Annotated in this window: 10 protein-coding genes, 1 tRNA gene and 1 rRNA gene; 1 reads left to right on the top strand and 11 read right to left on the bottom strand. The window is 68.9% G+C overall.

Features of this window, described 5'->3' with window-relative positions:
- Nucleotides 1–46 precede the first annotated feature (46 nt).
- The 8 genes from AOK08_RS03095 to AOK08_RS03060 form a co-directional block, all read right to left on the bottom strand.
- Nucleotides 47–421: a helix-turn-helix domain-containing protein gene (locus AOK08_RS03095; RefSeq protein ID WP_006379734.1), complete on the bottom strand. Its 375-nt coding sequence runs from the start codon at nucleotides 419–421 to the stop codon at nucleotides 47–49.
- 109 nt (nucleotides 422–530) lie between these two features.
- A complete protein-coding gene (locus AOK08_RS03090) occupies nucleotides 531–1,076 on the bottom strand; it encodes a CinA family protein (protein WP_055523400.1) in 546 nt (181 codons plus the stop codon).
- Entirely contained in the window at nucleotides 1,073–1,930 is an 858-nt protein-coding gene (gene pgsA / locus AOK08_RS03085; RefSeq protein WP_055523398.1) for a CDP-diacylglycerol--glycerol-3-phosphate 3-phosphatidyltransferase, read from the bottom strand. The genes AOK08_RS03090 and pgsA overlap by 4 nt, the downstream gene beginning before the upstream one ends.
- Nucleotides 1,927–3,528: a 30S ribosomal protein S12 methylthiotransferase RimO gene (gene rimO, locus AOK08_RS03080; protein ID WP_055523397.1), complete on the bottom strand. Its 1,602-nt coding sequence runs from the start codon at nucleotides 3,526–3,528 to the stop codon at nucleotides 1,927–1,929. The genes pgsA and rimO overlap by 4 nt, the downstream gene beginning before the upstream one ends.
- 334 nt (nucleotides 3,529–3,862) lie before the next feature.
- Entirely contained in the window at nucleotides 3,863–4,717 is an 855-nt protein-coding gene (locus AOK08_RS03075) for a RodZ domain-containing protein (RefSeq protein ID WP_055523395.1), read from the bottom strand.
- A 269-nt stretch (nucleotides 4,718–4,986) separates the two neighbouring features.
- Nucleotides 4,987–7,704: a DNA translocase FtsK gene (locus tag AOK08_RS03070; RefSeq protein ID WP_055523393.1), complete on the bottom strand. Its 2,718-nt coding sequence runs from the start codon at nucleotides 7,702–7,704 to the stop codon at nucleotides 4,987–4,989.
- A 201-nt stretch (nucleotides 7,705–7,905) separates the two neighbouring features.
- Nucleotides 7,906–8,592, bottom strand: a complete 687-nt coding sequence (locus tag AOK08_RS03065) for a response regulator (protein ID WP_055523391.1) — start codon at nucleotides 8,590–8,592, stop codon at nucleotides 7,906–7,908.
- Between the two features lie 307 nt (nucleotides 8,593–8,899).
- Complete coding sequence (locus AOK08_RS03060) at nucleotides 8,900–14,371, bottom strand: HAMP domain-containing protein (protein ID WP_107100849.1); 5,472 nt, start codon at nucleotides 14,369–14,371, stop codon at nucleotides 8,900–8,902.
- A 319-nt stretch (nucleotides 14,372–14,690) separates the two neighbouring features.
- On the opposite strand from AOK08_RS03060, the gene AOK08_RS03055 reads away from it, so the two are divergent.
- Nucleotides 14,691–17,438, top strand: coding sequence for a SpoIIE family protein phosphatase (locus AOK08_RS03055; RefSeq protein ID WP_055523387.1), 2,748 nt, complete (start codon nucleotides 14,691–14,693; stop codon nucleotides 17,436–17,438).
- A gap of 58 nt (nucleotides 17,439–17,496) precedes the next feature.
- On the opposite strand, the gene AOK08_RS03050 is transcribed toward AOK08_RS03055, so the two are convergent.
- From AOK08_RS03050 to rrf, 3 genes are all read right to left on the bottom strand, one after another.
- A tRNA-Thr gene (locus AOK08_RS03050) sits at nucleotides 17,497–17,572 on the bottom strand.
- A gap of 81 nt (nucleotides 17,573–17,653) precedes the next feature.
- The gene (locus tag AOK08_RS03045) at nucleotides 17,654–18,316 is read right to left on the bottom strand and encodes a DegT/DnrJ/EryC1/StrS family aminotransferase (protein ID WP_055523402.1); all 663 of its coding nucleotides are present in this window, start codon (nucleotides 18,314–18,316) and stop codon (nucleotides 17,654–17,656) included.
- Between the two features lie 114 nt (nucleotides 18,317–18,430).
- Nucleotides 18,431–18,547, bottom strand: a 5S ribosomal RNA gene (gene rrf, locus AOK08_RS03040).
- Nucleotides 18,548–18,614 lie beyond the last annotated feature (67 nt).

Raw genomic sequence — 18,614 nt, 5'->3', positions numbered from 1 at the left:
GGAGAAGCCCCGGCCGGGGCTCTCACACACTCACTACTCGCGCACCTCAGGCGGCGACGACATCCACCGCCTCGGCGGGCGCCTTGATGGTCACCCGTTCCGGTGGCACACCGGCCACCGATACGGAACCCAGCATGGGACGCACCGGCGTGGGTACTGGCTCGTTGGCCGCAGCAGACTGGGCCAGCTCGGCGAGGGCGAGGTCGTCGCTCACTTCCCGCATGAGCTCTGACATCCGTACGTCCAGCGCGTCGCAGATCGCGGACAGCAGCTCGGAGGAAGCCTCCTTCTGCCCCCGCTCCACCTCGGAGAGATAGCCGAGTGAGACTCGGGCGGACGAGGAGACTTCGCGCAGAGTACGGCCCTGGCGCTGGCGCTGCCGACGCAGCACGTCACCCAGCAGGCGACGGAGCAGAATCATCGGTGGCTCCCTCCTCGGACCGCGTAGCCGCATCCTTCACGCCCCACCGTACCGCCTCGTGCCGCGGCCGTGCGGGGAGCGATGTCGTGTTCACTCAGGGCTGCAAACATCAGGTCCCCCCGTTCTGTTCCGTATCCTGTGCCCGCTCGTTTCCGGTCTGTTCGCCCGCGATCTCCTCCAGGAGGAGTGCGAGTACGCTCCGTACACTCTCCATACGAATTTCCGCCCGGGAGCCGTTCAACCGCAGCGCCGCCACTTTTCCGCCACCTTCGGCACCGGAATCCGCTGTGCGGGGGCCGTCCACGGCCACGAAAACCGTTCCGACGGGCTGCCCGTCCTGCGCTTCCGGACCAGCCACTCCGGTCGTCGCTATCCCCCAGTCGGCGCCGAGAATTCTGCGGGCGCCGGCCGCCATCTGGGCCGCGACCTGCGAATCCACCGCTCCCCGGGTGGCCAGCAGAGCCGCGTCGACACCCAGCACCTGCCGCTTCACGTCGGTCGCGTACGCCGTCACCGCGCCCCGGAAAGCCTTGGAGGCCCCGGGCACCGAGGTGATCTCCGCCGCGACCAAACCACCCGTGAGGGACTCCGCGACAGCGAGCGTCTCACCCCTCACCGTCAGTAGTCTCACCACGTCGGTGGCCATGGAACTCACCGTTCCGCCTCCGTGGACGCGGCCTCGCGGTCGGCGATTCCCTGGCTGCGCAGCACAATGGCCTGTCTTACATAGTCGAGCCCGGTCACCACGGTCAGCACCACTGCGGCGGCCATCACCCAGAACCTCAGCGTCGCCAGCGGCCCCGTGAGCGCCAGCACGTACATCCCGACGGCCACGCCCTGCGTGAGCGTCTTGACCTTGCCGCCACGGCTCGCGGGAATCACGCCGTAGCGGATCACGACGAAGCGCAGCAGCGTGATCCCGAGTTCACGCCCGAGGATCACACCGGTCACCCACCAGGGCAGATCTCCGAGGGCGGAGAGACAGATCAGCGCCGCCCCCATGATCGCCTTGTCGGCGATGGGATCGGCGATCTTGCCGAAGTCGGTGACAAGGTCGTACGTACGCGCGAGATGACCGTCGAAGATGTCGGTGATCATGGCGACGGCGAAGGCGGCCCAGGCGAGCGAGCGCCATGCCGGGTCGTACCCGCCGTCGGCCAGCATCAGGGCCACGAAGCCCGGCACAAGCAGCAGGCGGATCATCGTAAGAATGTTCGCGATGTTCCAGAGGCTTGCCTGATTGACGGCCGCGGCGCCCAGCTTCCCACCGCGCACCGTCTTCCCTGCCTCCTGCTCACCGGAGACCAGCGATTCGGCAGCGGTCCCGGACACCCCGGAAACCACACTGGCCCCGGAAACCACAGCGGCACCGAAGTCCTCGGAGGCGACCGAGGGGCCGGCGGCCCCGGTGGCGCCCAGCCCGCCCGGCACAGCCACCCCACCCGGAACGCTCTTGGCGTTCCGCGCGCTGGAGGGGCCGCCCGCTGCGGATGCCGGGACTCCGGTCATCTGGCCGCCTCCTCTGAATGCGAACACGCGAGCTGGCCGAGCGAGCCCGGGAGCAGCTCGGCCAGCAGGTCGACACCTTCCGTGCCGACCACTTTCGCCTCGACCATACGACCGACAGTCAGCTCTTCGCCGCCTGTGAGACCGGCGAAATCCTCGAAGTTGGTGAACAGCACCTGCCCGTCGGTCTCCGGCGCCTGATGCGCGCCACGGCCGTACGCGCCGTCCTCGCCGCCCACCGACTCGACCAGCACGTGCACCGTCTCGCCGACGCGCTCCTCCGCGCGCTGCGAGACCAGTTCCTCGGCCAGCCGCGACACACGGGCGAGCCGCGCCTGGACGACGTCCTCGTCCAGCTTGTTCTCGTACGTCGCCGCTTCCGTGCCGTCCTCGTCGGAGTACCCGAAGACACCGATGGCGTCCAGCCGCGCGTTGCTGAGGAACCGCTCCAGCTCCGCCAGGTCGGCCTCGGTCTCGCCGGGGAAGCCCACGATGAAGTTGGACCGCACACCGGCCTGCGGGGCCTTGCTCCGGATGGTGTCGAGCAGCTCAAGGAAGCGGTCGGTGTCACCGAAGCGCCGCATCGCGCGCAACACGTCGGGAGCCGAGTGCTGGAAGGAGAGGTCGAAGTAGGGGGCGACCTTGGGGGTCGAGGTCAGTACGTCGATGAGCCCCGGGCGCATCTCGGCGGGCTGGAGGTAGCTCACGCGCACGCGCTCGATGCCGTCGACGTCCGCGAGCTCGGGCAGCAGCGACTCCAGCAGCCGGATGTCGCCCAGGTCCTTGCCGTACGAGGTGTTGTTCTCGGAGACGAGCATGACCTCCTTGACGCCCTGCTCGGCGAGCCACCGGGTCTCGTTCAGCACGTCGCTCGGGCGGCGCGAGATGAAGGAGCCACGGAAGGACGGGATAGCACAGAAGGTGCAGCGCCGGTCGCAGCCGGAGGCGAGCTTCACCGAGGCGACGGGCGCGCCGTCGAGCCGTCGGCGCAGCGGCGCGCGGGGGCCGGAGACCGGGGCGACGCCTTCCGGAAGATCGGCGGGGGCCTCGACGGGCTCCACCGGCCCTGCGACCGAGCCGGCGTCGGTGTCCGCAGCCGTATCCGTGCCCGTGCCCGTGCCCGTGACGGCACCGTGCCCCGGAAGGGCGACCCCGGCGCCCGCGCCCTGCCGCTCCGCCGGGCTGATCGGCAGCAGCTTGCGCCGGTCGCGCGGGGTGTGCGAGGCGTGGATGCCGCCGTTCAGGATGGTCCGGAGGCGGTCGGAGATGTCGGCGTAGTCGTCGAAGCCGAGCACGCCGTCGGCCTCGGGCAGCGCCTCGGCGAGTTCCTTGCCGTACCGCTCGGCCATGCAGCCCACCGCCACGACGGCCTGGGTTCTGCCGTGCCCCTTGAGGTCGTTGGCCTCGAGGAGGGCGTCGACGGAGTCCTTCTTGGCGGCCTCCACGAAGCCACAGGTGTTGACGACGGCGACGTCCGCGTCCTCGGCGTCCTCCACGAGTTGCCAGCCGTCCGCCTCCAAGCGGCCTGCGAGCTCCTCCGAGTCCACCTCGTTACGGGCGCAGCCAAGGGTGACAAGTGCGACGGTACGGCGTTCAGGCATGGGCTCAAGACTACTTCGTCCCACTGACACCCCACGTCGACGGGGCCAGCAGGCGCCAGACGGGCCCCGCCAGGGCCACGGGGTGACAGGTGACACCGGTGGGCTCCGCGCCAGGCACACTCCCCCCAGAGGGGGACCCCCGTCGCGTTGACGCACTCCCACGCCTCGCGCCTGCCCGCGCCACACCCCGCCCGTGGCCCTGCCGAAAGGCACCACAAACGGAACCGGCCGGGCCCGTCAGACGCCCCTGACGACCCCGGCCGACCCGGTTGGTACCCACATCCGTCCAGCAGCCCCGAGGGGCACTACCGCTCTACCGCTCCAGCACTCGGGCTCAGCCGACCTCGGGGTCGCCCTTCGTGTACGTGAGCCGCTCCACGGCACCCGGCTTGAACTCGTCCTCGATCTTCTTGCCGTTCACATAGAGCTGGATGGCGCCCGCGTCGCCCAGGACGAGGTTGATCTCCTCGTTGTCCTGGAAGGTCTGGGACTGGCCCTGTTTGAGCAGGCCGTCGAAGAGCAGCCGGCCGTTGTGGTCCTTGGCGGAGATCCAGCTGCGCCCGTCCGCGGCGCTCACCTGGACCGTCACCTTGTCGCGCGGCGCCGCCGCGATCGCGCTGTCCGACGGGTCCGGCTTCGGGTCGGCCGGCTTGTCCTTCTTCGGGGTGGGCGAGACCGGGGCGCTGACCGTGGGCGTGGAACCCTCGGTGGCCTGTGCCCGCGCGTCCTTGCTGTCGTCGCCGCCCTTGACCAGGGTGAAGCCGGCGAAGCCGATCACCGCGACGATCGCGGCGACCATCGCGGCGGTCCAGTTCGGTCCGCGCCGCTCGGGCCGGATGCGTTCCGCCTCGAACATGGGCGCGGCCGGAGTCGGCGCCGGACGCCCGCCGTGGGCGTCGGCGAACTGCGCGAGCAGCGGTTCGGGGTCGATGTGGACGGCACGGGCGAGGGTCCGGATGTGCCCGCGCGCGTAGACGTCTCCGCCACAGGGGGCGAAGTCGTCCTGTTCGATCGCGTGCACGATGGCGATCCGGACCCGGGTGGCGGAGCTGACATCGTCGACGGTCAGTCCGGCCGCGATGCGCGCCTGCTGGAGGGCGCGACCGATCGAAGGGCGGGCTGCTTCCTCGCGGTCGTCGCGGTCGTCTTCGAACGGACGCTCGTCTTGTGGAGAGTTGCCGATGGACACGGGGGCGCCTTTCGAGCGTTTAGCCACCTGTGCTGGAGGTTCAGTTTAGGGGGGTTCGGGATGGGTCGGGCAACCGGGCGGACGGACTTTGTAAGCCATCGGAATGGCCAGGACACGCCGATGGCCGGGTCATGGAGAGGCAAGGATCTGCCGTCTCCCTCAACTTGACGTACGCGGAAGGGAAACGGTTGCTCAATGATCCCTTACGAGTGAGTCACGATCGACCACCCGGTTGCCGCACACACGAACATCGCGCATCTGACGACTCGCTAGGAGTCGCTCTCCCCACGAATCACCGCGAGCATCTCGTCCAGCCCGTCGGGTTTCACAAGAACGTCACGCGCCTTGGACCCCTCGCTCGGCCCGACGATGCCACGGGTCTCCATGAGGTCCATCAGCCGTCCCGCCTTGGCGAACCCGACCCGCAGCTTGCGCTGGAGCATCGACGTGGATCCGAACTGGCTGCTGACGACGAGTTCGGCCGCGGCGCACAGCAGTTCGAGGTCGTCACCGATCTCCTCGTCGATCTCCTTCTTCTGCTTGGTGCCCACGGTGACGTCGTCCCGGAAGACCGGCGCCATCTGGTCCTTGCAGTGCTGGACGATCGCCGCGACCTCGTCCTCGGTCACGAAGGCACCCTGCATACGGGTGGGCTTGTTGGCACCCATCGGCAGGAACAGTCCGTCGCCCTTGCCGATCAGCTTCTCGGCGCCGGGCTGGTCGAGGATGACCCGCGAGTCGGCCAGGGAGGAGGTGGCGAAGGCGAGCCTCGACGGCACGTTCGCCTTGATCAACCCGGTCACCACATCGACGGACGGCCGCTGCGTGGCGAGGACCAGATGGATACCGGCCGCGCGCGCGAGCTGCGTGATCCGCACGATCGCGTCCTCGACGTCCCTGGGGGCCACCATCATCAGGTCGGCCAACTCGTCGACGATGACCAGCAGATACGGATACGGCTGCAACTCGCGCTCACTGCCCTCGGGCAGCTTGACCTTGCCGTTCCTGATGGCCTCGTTGAAGTCGTCGATGTGCCGGTATCCGAACGCGGCCAGATCGTCGTACCGCAGATCCATTTCCCGTACGACCCACTGGAGCGCCTCGGCGGCCCGCTTCGGGTTGGTGATGATCGGCGTGATCAGGTGCGGGATGCCCTCGTACGCGGTCAGCTCGACGCGCTTGGGGTCGACGAGGACCATCCGCACGTCCTCCGGGGTCGCCCGGACCATGACCGACGTGATCAGGCAGTTGATGCAGGACGATTTACCCGAACCGGTGGCACCCGCGACGAGCAGATGCGGCATCTTCGCGAGGTTGGCCATCACATAGCCGCCCTCGACGTCCTTGCCGAGCGCGACCAGCATCGGGTGGTCGTCCTCGGCCGCGTCGGCCAGCCGGAGCACGTCGCCCAGGTTGACCATCTCGCGGTCGGTGTTGGGGATCTCGATGCCGACCGCCGACTTGCCGGGGATCGGGCTGATGATCCGTACGTCGGGGCTGGCGACGGCGTAGGCGATGTTCTTGGTGAGGGCGGTGATCCGCTCGACCTTCACCGCGGGGCCGAGTTCCACCTCGTACCGCGTGACCGTCGGACCGCGGGTGAAGCCGGTGACCGCGGCGTCGACCTTGAACTCCATGAAGACGTTCGTCAGGGAGGCCACCACCACGTCGTTCGCCGCGCTGCGGGTCTTGCCCGGGCCGCCGCGCTCCAGCAGATCGAGCGACGGCAGCGCGTAGGTGATGTCCCCGGAGAGCTGGAGCTGTTCGGCGCGCGGCGGCAGGTCGCGCATCGCCTCGGGCGGCGCCTTCGTGAGGTCCGGGACGCCCGTCCCGACCGGTTCCGCCTTCGCCTTCTCCTGCTTGGGGCGCGCGCCCGGGACGGGAGTCGGGGTCGTCTCCTGGCGGTCGCCCGCGCTCACCCCCTGGGTGAGGTCGGCGACGATCGGCGAGGGCGGCATGCCGTGCAGGACGGCCCCGTCCAGCGCGGCGGCGGCAGCCGCGGCGACGTCCACGGCGTCCATCGGCCGCCCGAGTTCGGGCTGCCGTACAGCGGAGCGTCTGGGGCGGCTCCGACGCTTGGAGAGCGCCTCCTGCTCGGCACTCTCCGGGTCGTACTCGTCCGGGGCCGGCCCGCGACCGCGGGGGCGCCCGGGCAGCGACTCGCGCCACTGGTCGTCGTACCGCTCGTCGTCCTCGGCGAGCCCGTCCTCCTCGGGGTCGCGGAGGATGCCGAGCTGGATCCCGAGCTGCCGCAGCCGCTGCGGAATCGCGTTGACGGGCGTCGCTGTGACGACGAGCAGCCCGAAGATGGTGAGCAGCGCCAGCAGGGGCACGGCGAGGACCTCGCCCATGGCGTACGTCAACGGGGTCGCGGCGCCCCAGCCGATGAGCCCGCCGGCGTCCCTTATGGCCTGCATACCGGCACTGCGCGCGGGGGCGCCGCACGCGATGTGGACCTGCCCGAGCACGCCGATGACGAGTGCCGAAAGGCCGATGACGATCCGGCCGTTGGCGTCGGGCTTCTCGGGGTGTCTGATGAACCGTACGGCGATGACCGCGAGCAGTATCGGCACCAGCAGGTCGAGTCGGCCGAACGCGCCGGTGACCAGCATCTCGACGAGGTCGCCGACGGGTCCGCGCAGGTTGGACCAGGTGCCCGCGGCGACGATCAGCGCGAGGGCGAGCAGCAGCAGTGCCACGCCGTCCTTCCGGTGTGCCGGGTCGAGGTTCTTCGCGCCCTGCCCTATGCCGCGGAACACGGCGCCGACGGCGTGCGCGATACCGAGCCACAGGGCCCGTACGAGCCGGTACACGCCCCCGGTGGGACTGGGCGCCGGAGGCGGCACGGCCTTCTTCGCCGGCGCTCTCTTGGCGGGTGCCTTCTTCGCGGGGGCTCTTTTCGCAGCGTCCTTCCTCGCCGGAGCCTTCGCGGGCACGGCTGCCTTCTTCGCGGGCGGCTTCCTGGCTGCGGAAGGACGTGAGGCCATGTGTGTGAGGTTACCGGGAGACGGCAGCGGACACGTGTGCCTACTGCTTCACCCGTTCGTGTCGCCCCCGCGTGAGCACGAAACTGACACGTGCTCACGCGCAACTACGCCCGGTGTGCGGATGAGTTCTGTGCGGGTGAGTTCCGCGCGGGAGGCGGCGACCGGCGCGCGGTTCGGTTCCTCCCGGTTCCCCTCGGCTCTTCAGTTCTGCGACGGAACCGAGGGTGCCCCGCTGCCGGTGCCCGGTTCGAGCGCGTCCAGGGCCCGCCGCAGGCCGGTCAGTTTGCGTTCGAGGTGGGCGGCCGTGGCCACCGCCGCCGCGTCCGCCGACTCGTCGTCGAGTTGCTTGGACAGCGCCTCCGCCTGCTCCTCGACGGCCGCGAGCCGCGCGGACAGTTCGGCGAGCAGACCCGCCGGCTCCTTGGCCGCGCCGACCGACGTCCGGCCGCCACCGCCTTCGAGCTGGAGCCGCAACAGCGCCGCCTGCTCCCGGAGTTGGCAGTTCTTCATATAGAGCTCGACGAACACCGAGACCTTCGCCCGCAGCACCCACGGGTCGAACGGCTTGGAGATGTAGTCCACCGCACCCGCCGCGTACCCCCGGAAGGTGTGGTGCGGACCGTGGTTGATCGCGGTGAGGAAGATGATCGGGATGTCCCGGGTCCGCTCCCGCCGCTTGATGTGAGCGGCCGTCTCGAAGCCGTCCATGCCAGGCATCTGGACGTCCAGCAGAATGACCGCGAAGTCGTCCGTCAGAAGTGCCTTGAGCGCTTCCTCCCCGGACGATGCCCGCACCAGTGTCTGATCCAACGCAGAGAGGATGGCCTCCAGCGCCAGCAGATTCTCCGGCCGGTCATCGACCAGGAGGATCTTGGCCTTCTGCACCATGGCCCGCCCTCCTCGCCCCGGCTTGGGGCCTCCCCTGTCCTCAGGACTTGGGGCAGCACCACCGGACGCCGCCCCAGGGGACGGCTCCCTTGCGCCGCCCGTCCTCGTGCCGGTCATGGTAGCCGCACCCTGCCCGTCGCCACACCCTGTCACCGCGATGTCACTGTGCACGTAGCAGAAACGTAGCGGGAGACCAGAAGGTTCCCCGAATCCCGTACTTCTACACGGCATCGGCCACACTGAGTCAGCAACTCCGTGTGAACACCGGGAGTTCCCGTCCATGTGACGGAAACCCCCAGCTCAGCCGTCACTCCGCCCGCATCCACCGCTCCATCACCGACAACAGGTGATCGGGATCGACAGGCTTGGTCACATAGTCCGAGGCCCCCGACTCGATGGCCTTCTCCCGGTCGCCCTTCATGGCCTTGGCGGTGAGCGCGATGATCGGGAGCCCGGCGAACTGCGGCATCCTGCGGACCGCCGCGGTCGTCGCGTACCCGTCCATCTCCGGCATCATGATGTCCATCAGTACGACCGTCACATCGTCGTGCTGTTCCAGGACTTCGATGCCCTCCCGCCCGTTCTCCGCATACAGCACCGACAGCCCGTGCTGCTCCAGCACGCTCGTCAGCGCGAACACGTTACGGATGTCGTCGTCGACGATCAGCACCTTCTCGCCGCCGAACTGGACGTTGGGGCGCGGCTGCTGCGGCGCCTCCTGCTCCCCGGCCGCCCAATGGCCGTTCGCACTGGAGGAAGCGTTCAGCTCGGCCACGGACACCGTCCGGCGGCGCCGCCTGAAGAGGGCGGCCGGTCCGTTCTGCGCCTCGTGGTACGACTTCACCTCGGCCGGCGTCTCGACGCCCGCCCCGGCCAGCTCCGACTCGGAGGCCAGCAGCTCGCCGACCTCCAGGGACGGCGCCAACTGCGCGTAGCCCTGCGGGGGCAGTTCACTCGGGTGCAGCGGCAAATACAGTGTGAACGTCGAGCCCCGGCCCGGCTCGCTCTGCGCGTGGATCTCACCCCCGAGCAGCCGCGCGATCTCCCGCGAGATGGACAGCCCCAGGCCCGTACCTCCGTACTTGCGGCTGGTCGTGCCGTCCGCCTGCTTGAACGCCTCGAAGATCACCCGCATCTTGCTGGCCGCGATACCGATACCGGTGTCGGTCACCGAGAACGCGATCATGTCGGCGTCCGCGTCCCGCAGCGAGCCCGCCTCCAGCAACTGCTCCCGGATCGCCACCGGGACCTCCGCGCCGGCCGGCCGGATGACCAGCTCGACCGCTCCCGAATCGGTGAACTTCACCGCGTTGGACAGCAGGTTGCGCAGCACCTGGAGCAGCCGCTGCTCGTCGGTGTGCAGCGTGGCGGGCAGGTCAGGCGAGACCCGTACGGAGAAGTCGAGGCGCTTCTCCGCGGTCAGCGGACGGAAGGTGGCCTCCACATAGTCGACGAGCTGCACCAACGCGATACGCGTCGGGGAGACGTCCATCTTGCCCGCCTCGACCTTCGACAGGTCGAGGATGTCATTGATCAGCTGAAGCAGGTCCGAACCCGCCCCATGGATCGTCTCGGCGAACTCGACCTGCTTCGGGGTGAGGTTGGTGTCCGCGTTGTCGGCGAGCAGCTTGGCCAGGATCAGCAGCGAGTTGAGCGGCGTACGCAGCTCGTGCGACATGTTGGCGAGGAACTCGCTCTTGTAGCGCATCGACACGGCGAGTTGCTCGGCGCGCTCCTCCAGGACCTGCCGCGCCTCCTCGATCTCCGTGTTCTTGACCTCGATGTCGCGGTTCTGCTGGGCCAGCAGTTCGGCCTTCTCCTCCAGCTCCGCGTTGGACGACTGGAGCGCCTTCTGCCGGTTCTCCAGCTCGGCCGAGCGCTCCCGCAACTGCTCGGTCAGCTCCTGCGACTGCTTCAGCAGCACCTCCGTCTTGGTGTTGACGGAGATGGTGTTGACGCTGGTCGCGATCATCTCGGCGATCTGGTTGAGGAAGTCCTTCTGGATCTGCGTGAACGGCGTGAACGACGCCAGTTCGATGACCCCGAGCACCTTGCCCTCGAACAGCAGCGGCAGCACGATCACCTGCGCGGGCGGCGCCTCGCCGAGCCCGGAGGAGATCTTCAGATAGCCGCTGGGCGCGTCCTGCACGAGGATCGTGCGCTTCTCCTCGGCGGCTGTCCCGACCAGCGCCTCACCGGGCCGGAACGAGGTCGGCATGGAGCCCATGGAGTAACCGTACGACCCGAGCATGCGCAGTTCGTACGCGTTCTCCGGGGCGCCCGCCGGGTCCTTGCCGTCGACCGTCCGCATCGCCAGGAAGAACGCGCCGTGCTGGGCGGTGACGACCGGCGTCAGCTCGCTCATGATCAGCGAGGCCACGTCGTCGAGGTCCCGGCGGCCCTGCATCAGGGCGGAGATACGGGCGAGGTTGCCCTTGAGCCAGTCCTGTTCCTTGTTGGCGATCGTGGTGTCGCGCAGGTTGGCGATCATCTTGTTGATGTAGTCCTGAAGCTCCTGGATCTCGCCGGAGGCGTCCACGTCGATCTTCAGGTTGAGGTCACCGCGGGTCACCGCGGTCGCCACGCGCGCGATGGCACGCACCTGCCGGGTCAGGTTCCCGGCCATCTCGTTCACCGACTCGGTGAGGTCCCGCCAGGTTCCGTCGACGTCACGCACGCGTGCCTGACCGCCGAGCTGCCCCTCCGTACCCACCTCGCGGGCGACTCGGGTGACCTCCTCGGCGAAGGACGACAGTTGGTCGACCATGGTGTTGATCGTCGTCTTGAGCTCAAGGATCTCGCCGCGGGCGTCAATGTCGATCTTCTTCGTCAAGTCACCCTTGGCGATGGCCGTCGTCACCATCGCGATGTTGCGCACCTGACCGGTCAGGTTGGAGGCCATCCCGTTCACCGAGTCGGTGAGGTCCTTCCAGGTACCCGCCACGCCCGGCACATACGCCTGGCCGCCCAGGATTCCGTCCGTACCCACCTCGCGGGCCACCTTGGTGACCTGGTCGGCGAACGAACTCAGCGTCTTCACCATGGTGTTGAAGGTGTCGGCGAGCTGCTGCACCTCACCGCGCGCCTCGATCGTCACCGTCCGCGTCAGGTCGCCGTTGGCGACGGCCGCCGCCACCTGGGAGATGTTCCGCACCTGCACGGTCAGGTTGTTGGCCATCAGGTTGACGTTGTCGGTGAGGTCCTTCCAGATCCCCGTGACACCCGAGGCGTGGGCCTGACCGCCGAGGATGCCCTCCGTGCCCACCTCGCGGGCCACCCGGGTCACCTGCTCGGCGAACGACGACAGTTGATCAACCATGGTGTTGACCGTCGTGACGAGCTCAAGAATCTCGCCCTTCGCGTCAACAGTGATCTTCTTCGACAGGTCGCCCTTGGCGACGGCGGTCGTGACCTCTGCGATGTTGCGCACCTGGATGGTCAGGTTGTTGGCCATGAAGTTCACGGACTGCGTGAGGTCCTTCCAGGTGCCGGAGACACCCTGCACCTCGGCCTGACCGCCGAGCATGCCCTCCGTACCCACCTCACGGGCCACACGCGTGACCTCCTGGGCGAACGACGACAGTTGATCGACCATCGTGTTCAGCGTGTTCTTGAGCTCCAGGATCTCCCCGCGCGCGTCCACGGTGATCTTCTGGGACAGGTCGCCCCGGGCCACCGCGGTCGCCACCTGGGCGATGTTGCGCACCTGGGCGGTGAGGTTGCCGGCCATGCCGTTCACGGAGTCGGTGAGGTCGCGCCACACACCGGCGACCCCGGGCACCTGCGCCTGACCGCCGAGGCGGCCCTCCGTACCCACGTCACGGGCGACCCGGGTCACCTGGTCGGCGAAGGCCGAGAGTTGATCAACCATGGTGTTGATCGTGTTCTTCAGCTCAAGGATCTCACCGCGAGCGTCAACATCGATCTTCTGGGACAGGTCACCCCGGGCCACAGCCGTCGTCACCTGGGCGATCTGCCGCACCTGAGAAGTCAGGTTGCCGCCCATGAAGTTGACGGAGTCGGTGAGCTCCTTCCACGTACCGGACACACCGTCCACGCGCGCCTGACCACCGAGCCGGCCCTCCGTGCCCACGTCCCGCGCCATCCGCGTCACCTGGTCGGCGAAGCTCGACAACTGGTCCACCATCGTGTTCACGGTGTTCTTCAGCTGGAGCATCTCGCCCGAGACATCGACGGTGACCTTCTGCGACAAGTCACCGTTGGCCACGGCGGTCGTCACCTGGGCGATGTTCCTCACCTGTCCGGTGAGATTCCTGAACGCCGTGTTGACGGAGTCCGTCAGGTCCTTCCAGGTACCCGCCGCACCCGGCACCGCGGCCTGACCGCCCAGCTCGCCCTCGACACCGATCTCCCGCGCTACCCGCGTCACCTCGGCACCGAACGAGGACAGTTGGTCGACCATCCCGTTGACGGTGTTCTTCAGCTCCAGCATCTCGCCGGCGACCTCGACGCTGACCTTCTGCGACAGGTCACCGCTGGCCACAGCCGTCGTCACGGCCGCGATGTCCCGCACCTGCGTGGTGAGATTCCGGAAGACCGTGTTGACGGAGTCCGTCAGGTCCTTCCACGTACCCGCCGCACCCGGCACGTTCGCCTGCCCGCCGAGCTGCCCCTCGCCACCGACCTCGTTGGCGACCCGGGTGACCTCGTCCGCGAACGTCCGCAGCGTCTCGGTCATCTGATTGATCGTCTCGGCGAGCTGAGCGACCTCACCACGCGCCGAGACAGTCACCTTCTGCGACAGATCACCATTCGCGACCGCCGTCGTCACCTGCGCGATCCCGCGCACCTGGGCCGTCAGGTTGCCGGCCATCAGGTTCACCGAATCGGTGAGGTCCTTCCACACCCCGTCCACGCCCGGCACCGCGGCCTGGCCGCCCAGCTCGCCCTCTGTACCCACCTCACGGGCGACTCGCGTCACCTCTGAGGAGAAGGACGACAGCTGGTCGACCATCGTGTTGACGGTGTTCTTCAGCTCCAGCATCTCGCCGGCCACGTGAACCGTGACCTTCCGGGACAGATCACCCTTGGCGACCGCCGTCGTCACCAGCGCGATGTCCCGCACCTGCGCGGTGAGCCGGTACGCCATGGTGTTGACCGAGTCCGTGAGGTCCCGCCACGAACCGGACATCCCGCGCACCTGGGCCTGACCGCCCAGCTTGCCCTCCGTACCGACCTCACTGGCCACCCGCGTGACCTCGTCGGTGAACGTCGACAACTGGTCGACCAGGTTGTTGACCGTGCGCCCGACCTTGAGGAACTCCCCGCGCAGCGGATGCCCGTTGCCGTCGGCGGCCGGCGCCCGCAGGTCCATCCGGGGCGACAGATCGCCCTCGGCCACCGCGCTCAGCACCCGGCCGACCTCGGAGACCGGACGTACGAGATCGTCCACAAGCGCGTTCGAGGCGTCGATCGCCACGGCCCACGAGCCCTCGCTGACGCCCGCCTCCAGCCGCTCGGTCAGCTTCCCCTCGCGCCCCACCATGCGCCGTACGCGCGACAATTCACCCGTCAAGTGGAGATTACGGTCGGCCACCTCGTTGAAGACCGCCGCGATCTCCGACATGACGCCGTCGCCGGACACCGTGAGCCGCTTACGGAAGTTCCCGTCGCGCATCGACTCCAGCGCCGACAGCAGCCGGTCCAGCGAAGCCGTGTCCACCTCAGTCGTTCCATTGCGCGGCCTACGGCGGCTGGTCAGGGATTGTCCGCCCTTCGCGCGCGCCTTTGTGCCCCGCGTCGCTGCGCCAGACTCCACTGTGTCCCTCCCGAAGGGGTCGACCGTTACCGCTCTGCGTGCTCTGCCGCCGTGACCCGGGCATACCCGGATACCGCCGGCCGCGCCTGGACCTTCTCCTGGAGCCTGCCCAGTGTTTCACCCTCGCCGAACCCGGCCATAACAGTTCGGCAGCTTCGCACACCGTCCGCACACTCTGGGGACGTAATCACTGCAGACCTGCATCCGTATGGACCGCGAAGGTAAGTAACCTTGCATACGGCTGTCCAGCCACACCGGTCCGTCCGGTCTGGGCGGTGGCACGACCACGAGCGGGCAGGCATCGGAGGGGCACCGCACCATGACCACCGGACTGCGTCCCGGGGAAACACCCCAGGATCCCCGGCCGACGGGGAACCAGACCCTGCCCCGGCAGGAACGGGTAGGCCCCGGCACGCCGCATGCCGACAACCGGACGAGGAGTTCTGTGATCACCGCGCGCGCGGGCGCCACCTTCGACCCCGTCGGGCGATCGGTGGCGACCGCCCGTTCCTTCGTCCGCGACACCCTTCAGGGCTGGGGCTTCGCGGACATCGTCGACGACGCCGTGGTCCTCACGAGCGAGCTGGTGACCAATGCGGTGATCCACGCGGGCACCTCCGCGGACGTCCTGTGTCTGCGCAGTGACGACGGCATCCGCATCGAGGTGGCCGACCGCTACCCGGAGCGCGAGATCCCCCTCCAGGGGGCGCCCGGCAACATGGGCAGCCCCGACCGGGAGGGAGGCCGCGGCCTCCAGTTGTGCGCGGCCCTGGCCGGCCGCTGGGGCGTGGAGTACACGCCCACGCAGAAGCAGGTCTGGTTCCAGCTCGACCTCCCGGAACGCGCGGTGGGCACACGCTCCGCGGGCCCGGCCCTCCCCGCCGCCCTCCTTCCCCTGGCCGACGGCCGGGTCCGCGTCGCGGTCATCCAGATCGACCGCTCCGGATCCATCGCCGCGTGGAACGAGGACGCCGAAGAACTCTTCGGCTACGCCCCCGAGTCGGTCATCGGCAAGCCCCTCACCGACCTCGCCGCCTGGCCGCACACCCCCGGTACCAGTACGGGCATCGCCGAGGCCCTCCAACTCTCCCGCTGGGAAGGCAGCTACGGCATAAGGGGCGCCGACGGCCGCGTCTCCCCGGTGTACGCCTCCCACCTCCGCGTCCGCGACACGGACGGCGAGCCCTCGACGGTCTGCCTTCTCGTCCGCGACCACGAACGGGCGGTGCTGCAGACTCCGTTGCGCGGCAGCTCCGCCGACACGACGTCAAGCTCGGAGGGCCCGAACTCCGACCCCTTCGAGGTGTTCATCGGTTCCCCGGCGCCGGACGACCTCGACGGTCTGCTCCAGCGCACGGTGGAGCGCGCCCGCGACATGCTCGACGCGGACTCCGCCTTCCTGCTCCTGGCCACCGACGACGAAACGGAGTTGGAGGTAAGAGCCTCGACGGGCCTGCCCTCCACCCGCCAGCGCTTCGCCCGCGTCCCGGTCGAGGCGGGTCCCGGCCGCTACGGCTCGGCCCGGATGCCGGCCGTCCACGACGACCTCTCAGCGGTCCCCGGCGCCGTGCCCCTCCTGAGCGGCACGGGCATGCGCTCGGTCGTCACCGTTCCCCTGAAGGTGGAGGGCCGCCTCACCGGCTCCCTGGGCGTCGCCGCCGAGTCCCCGGGCCGCTACTCGAACGAGGAGGCCCTGCGCCTCCAGTTCGCCGCCGACCGCATCGCACTGGCCGTGGAGTCGGCCCGCCTGGGCGAACTCGAACGCCTGCGCAGAGGCTCGCTCAGCTTCCTGGTCGAGGCCTCCGACCTCCTCGCCGGAACACTCGACCGCGACCAGACCCTCGCGCTCATGGCCCAGATGACGGTCCCGACCCTGGCCACCTGGTGCGCGGTCTACACGATCGCCGACCAGGCCTCGGACCCGTACCTCTCGTACGTCCTGCACGAGGACGAGGACCGCATCGACGGCCTCAAGGCCCTCCTGTCGAAGATCGCCCCGCCGGAACCGGTCCCCACGCCCGGCGCCCGCGTCTGGTCGGCCCCCTCGGCGGCAGCCCATCAGGCGGCCCTGCGTACGTCCATGCGCAGCCTGGGCCTCAACTCGCCCACCCCGGTCAGCTCGGGCATCGGCACAACTCTCGCCACGGCGGCGGCGGTCGGCGGCGAGACGGTCGTCCTCCCGCTGGTCGCCCGCAACCGCGTGATCGGCATGCTCACCCTCGGCAAGCCGACGGACGAACACTTCCGCCAGGAAATCCTGGAACTCGCGGAGGACTTGAGCCGCCGGGCCGCCCTGGCCCTGGACAACGCCCGCCTCTACTCGGAACGCACCGCCATCAGCCGGGCCCTCCAACGCAGCCTCCTCCCCCCGGCGTTGCCGGAGATCGACGGCGTGGAGGTCGAGGTCATCTATCGCGCGGCCGGCGAGGGCAACGAGGTCGGCGGCGACTTCTACGACCTCTTCCCCATCCGCGACGGCGCCTACGGCTTCGCCATCGGCGACGTCTGCGGCACGGGCCCGGAGGCCGCGGCGGTGACGGGCCTGGCCCGCCACGCGATCCGCCTGCTGGCGAGGGAGGGCTTCGGCGGCCCGGCGGTCCTGGAGCGCCTCAACTCGGCGATCCTCGACGAGGGCGCCCGCAGCCGCTTCCTGACTCTCCTGTACGGCGAGCTGTGGCCGCAGGAGGACGGCAGCGCCGTACTGAAGGTGGTCTGCGCCGGCCATCCCCTCCCGCTCCGCCTGCGCCAGGACGGCACGGTGGAACCGGCGGCGGAGCCGCAGCCCCTCCTGGGCGTTCTGGAGGACCTGGAGCTGTACGAGCAGACGATCACCCTCGACCCCGGCGACGTCCTGCTCTGTGTCACGGACGGCGTCACGGAACGCCGCGAGGGCACCCGCATGCTGGGCGACGACGGCCTCACGGACGTCCTGACGACGTGTACGGGCCTGACGGCCGGCGCGGTGGCGGCCCGCATCATGCGCGCCGTCGAACGCTTCGCCTCCGACGCCCCGTCCGACGACATGGCGATCCTGGCGATGCGCGTACCGGGCCTGCAGAAGGACTGAGGACAGGCCGACGGCAGACATGCAGAAGGCCCCGCCCAATTGGGCGGGGCCTTCTGCATGGAGCCCCCCAACGGAATCGAACCGTTGACCTTCTCCTTACCATGGAGACGCTCTGCCGACTGAGCTAGGGGGGCCGGCTACTTTGAGGTTTCCCTCGCGGCAACGAGATAGATCATACCCCGAACAGGCCCGTGCTCCCAACTGCGCCCGCGCGATCAGAACGCGGGCTGCAGCAGCCCGCCGAGCGAGTTGCACGCGGAGACGATCCGCTGCATGTCCCGCTTGGTCAACGAGGCGTCGACCGGCAGCGCCAGCGTCTCGTCGACAGCCAGTTCGGTCTCGGGCAGCGATACACAGCGCCGGAACGCGGGCATGCGGTGGATGGGCGCCTTCACCGGCACCCGGCAGTCAACTCCCCTGGCCCGCAAGGCCCGGGCGAAGGCATCCCGATCCGGCCGCCCGTTGCCGGGCACCCGCACGACGTACTGCTGGTAGGTGTGCCCGTCCCCGTCGTCGGGTGTGCGCACACCCCTGAGCTTCAGATCGAGATACGCCGCCCGCTGCCGCCGCTGAGCGATCTCGTCGTACGGCGCCTCGGACTCCCCGTGCTGCAACATCAGAAGCCCGCGCCGCTGCCCGACCTCGGTCAACCGCCCCACATCAGCAGGCCGCCCGAATCGGTGTACGACAACGACGGCCGCTGTGCGTGGAGTTATGGCCGCCTCGACACCTGAGACGTCCAGGCAGTACGTCAACGGATCTATGTCGGAGAACACCGGCAGTGCACCGGCCGTGATCACAGCCTCCGTGACTTCCACGTTCCCGAAGGCCGGCACGACGACCTCGTCGCCCAGTCCGACACCAGCAGCCCTGAGCAGTGCAGCAGTACGCATGTTCTGAATGTTGGGCGCGGGACGTGAACGCCAAGTGACGCACAACAAAAAAGGGTTGGACCCCGAACCGAAGTTCAGGATCCAACCCTTTCAATATTTGTTCGGCGGTGTCCTACTCTCCCACAGGGTCCCCCCTGCAGTACCATCGGCGCTGTAAGGCTTAGCTTCCGGGTTCGGAATGTAACCGGGCGTTTCCCTCACGCTATGACCACCGAAACACTATGAAACACTCAACCGCACCACACCCGTGACCATAGGGATGTGGGGTTGTTCGTGGTTTCAG

Origin of the sequence: Streptomyces graminilatus (assembly GCF_001418565.1) — a bacterium.
Classification (GTDB): Bacteria; Actinomycetota; Actinomycetes; order Streptomycetales; family Streptomycetaceae; genus Streptomyces; species Streptomyces graminilatus.
This window is presented reverse-complemented; position numbering and strand designations above follow the sequence as displayed.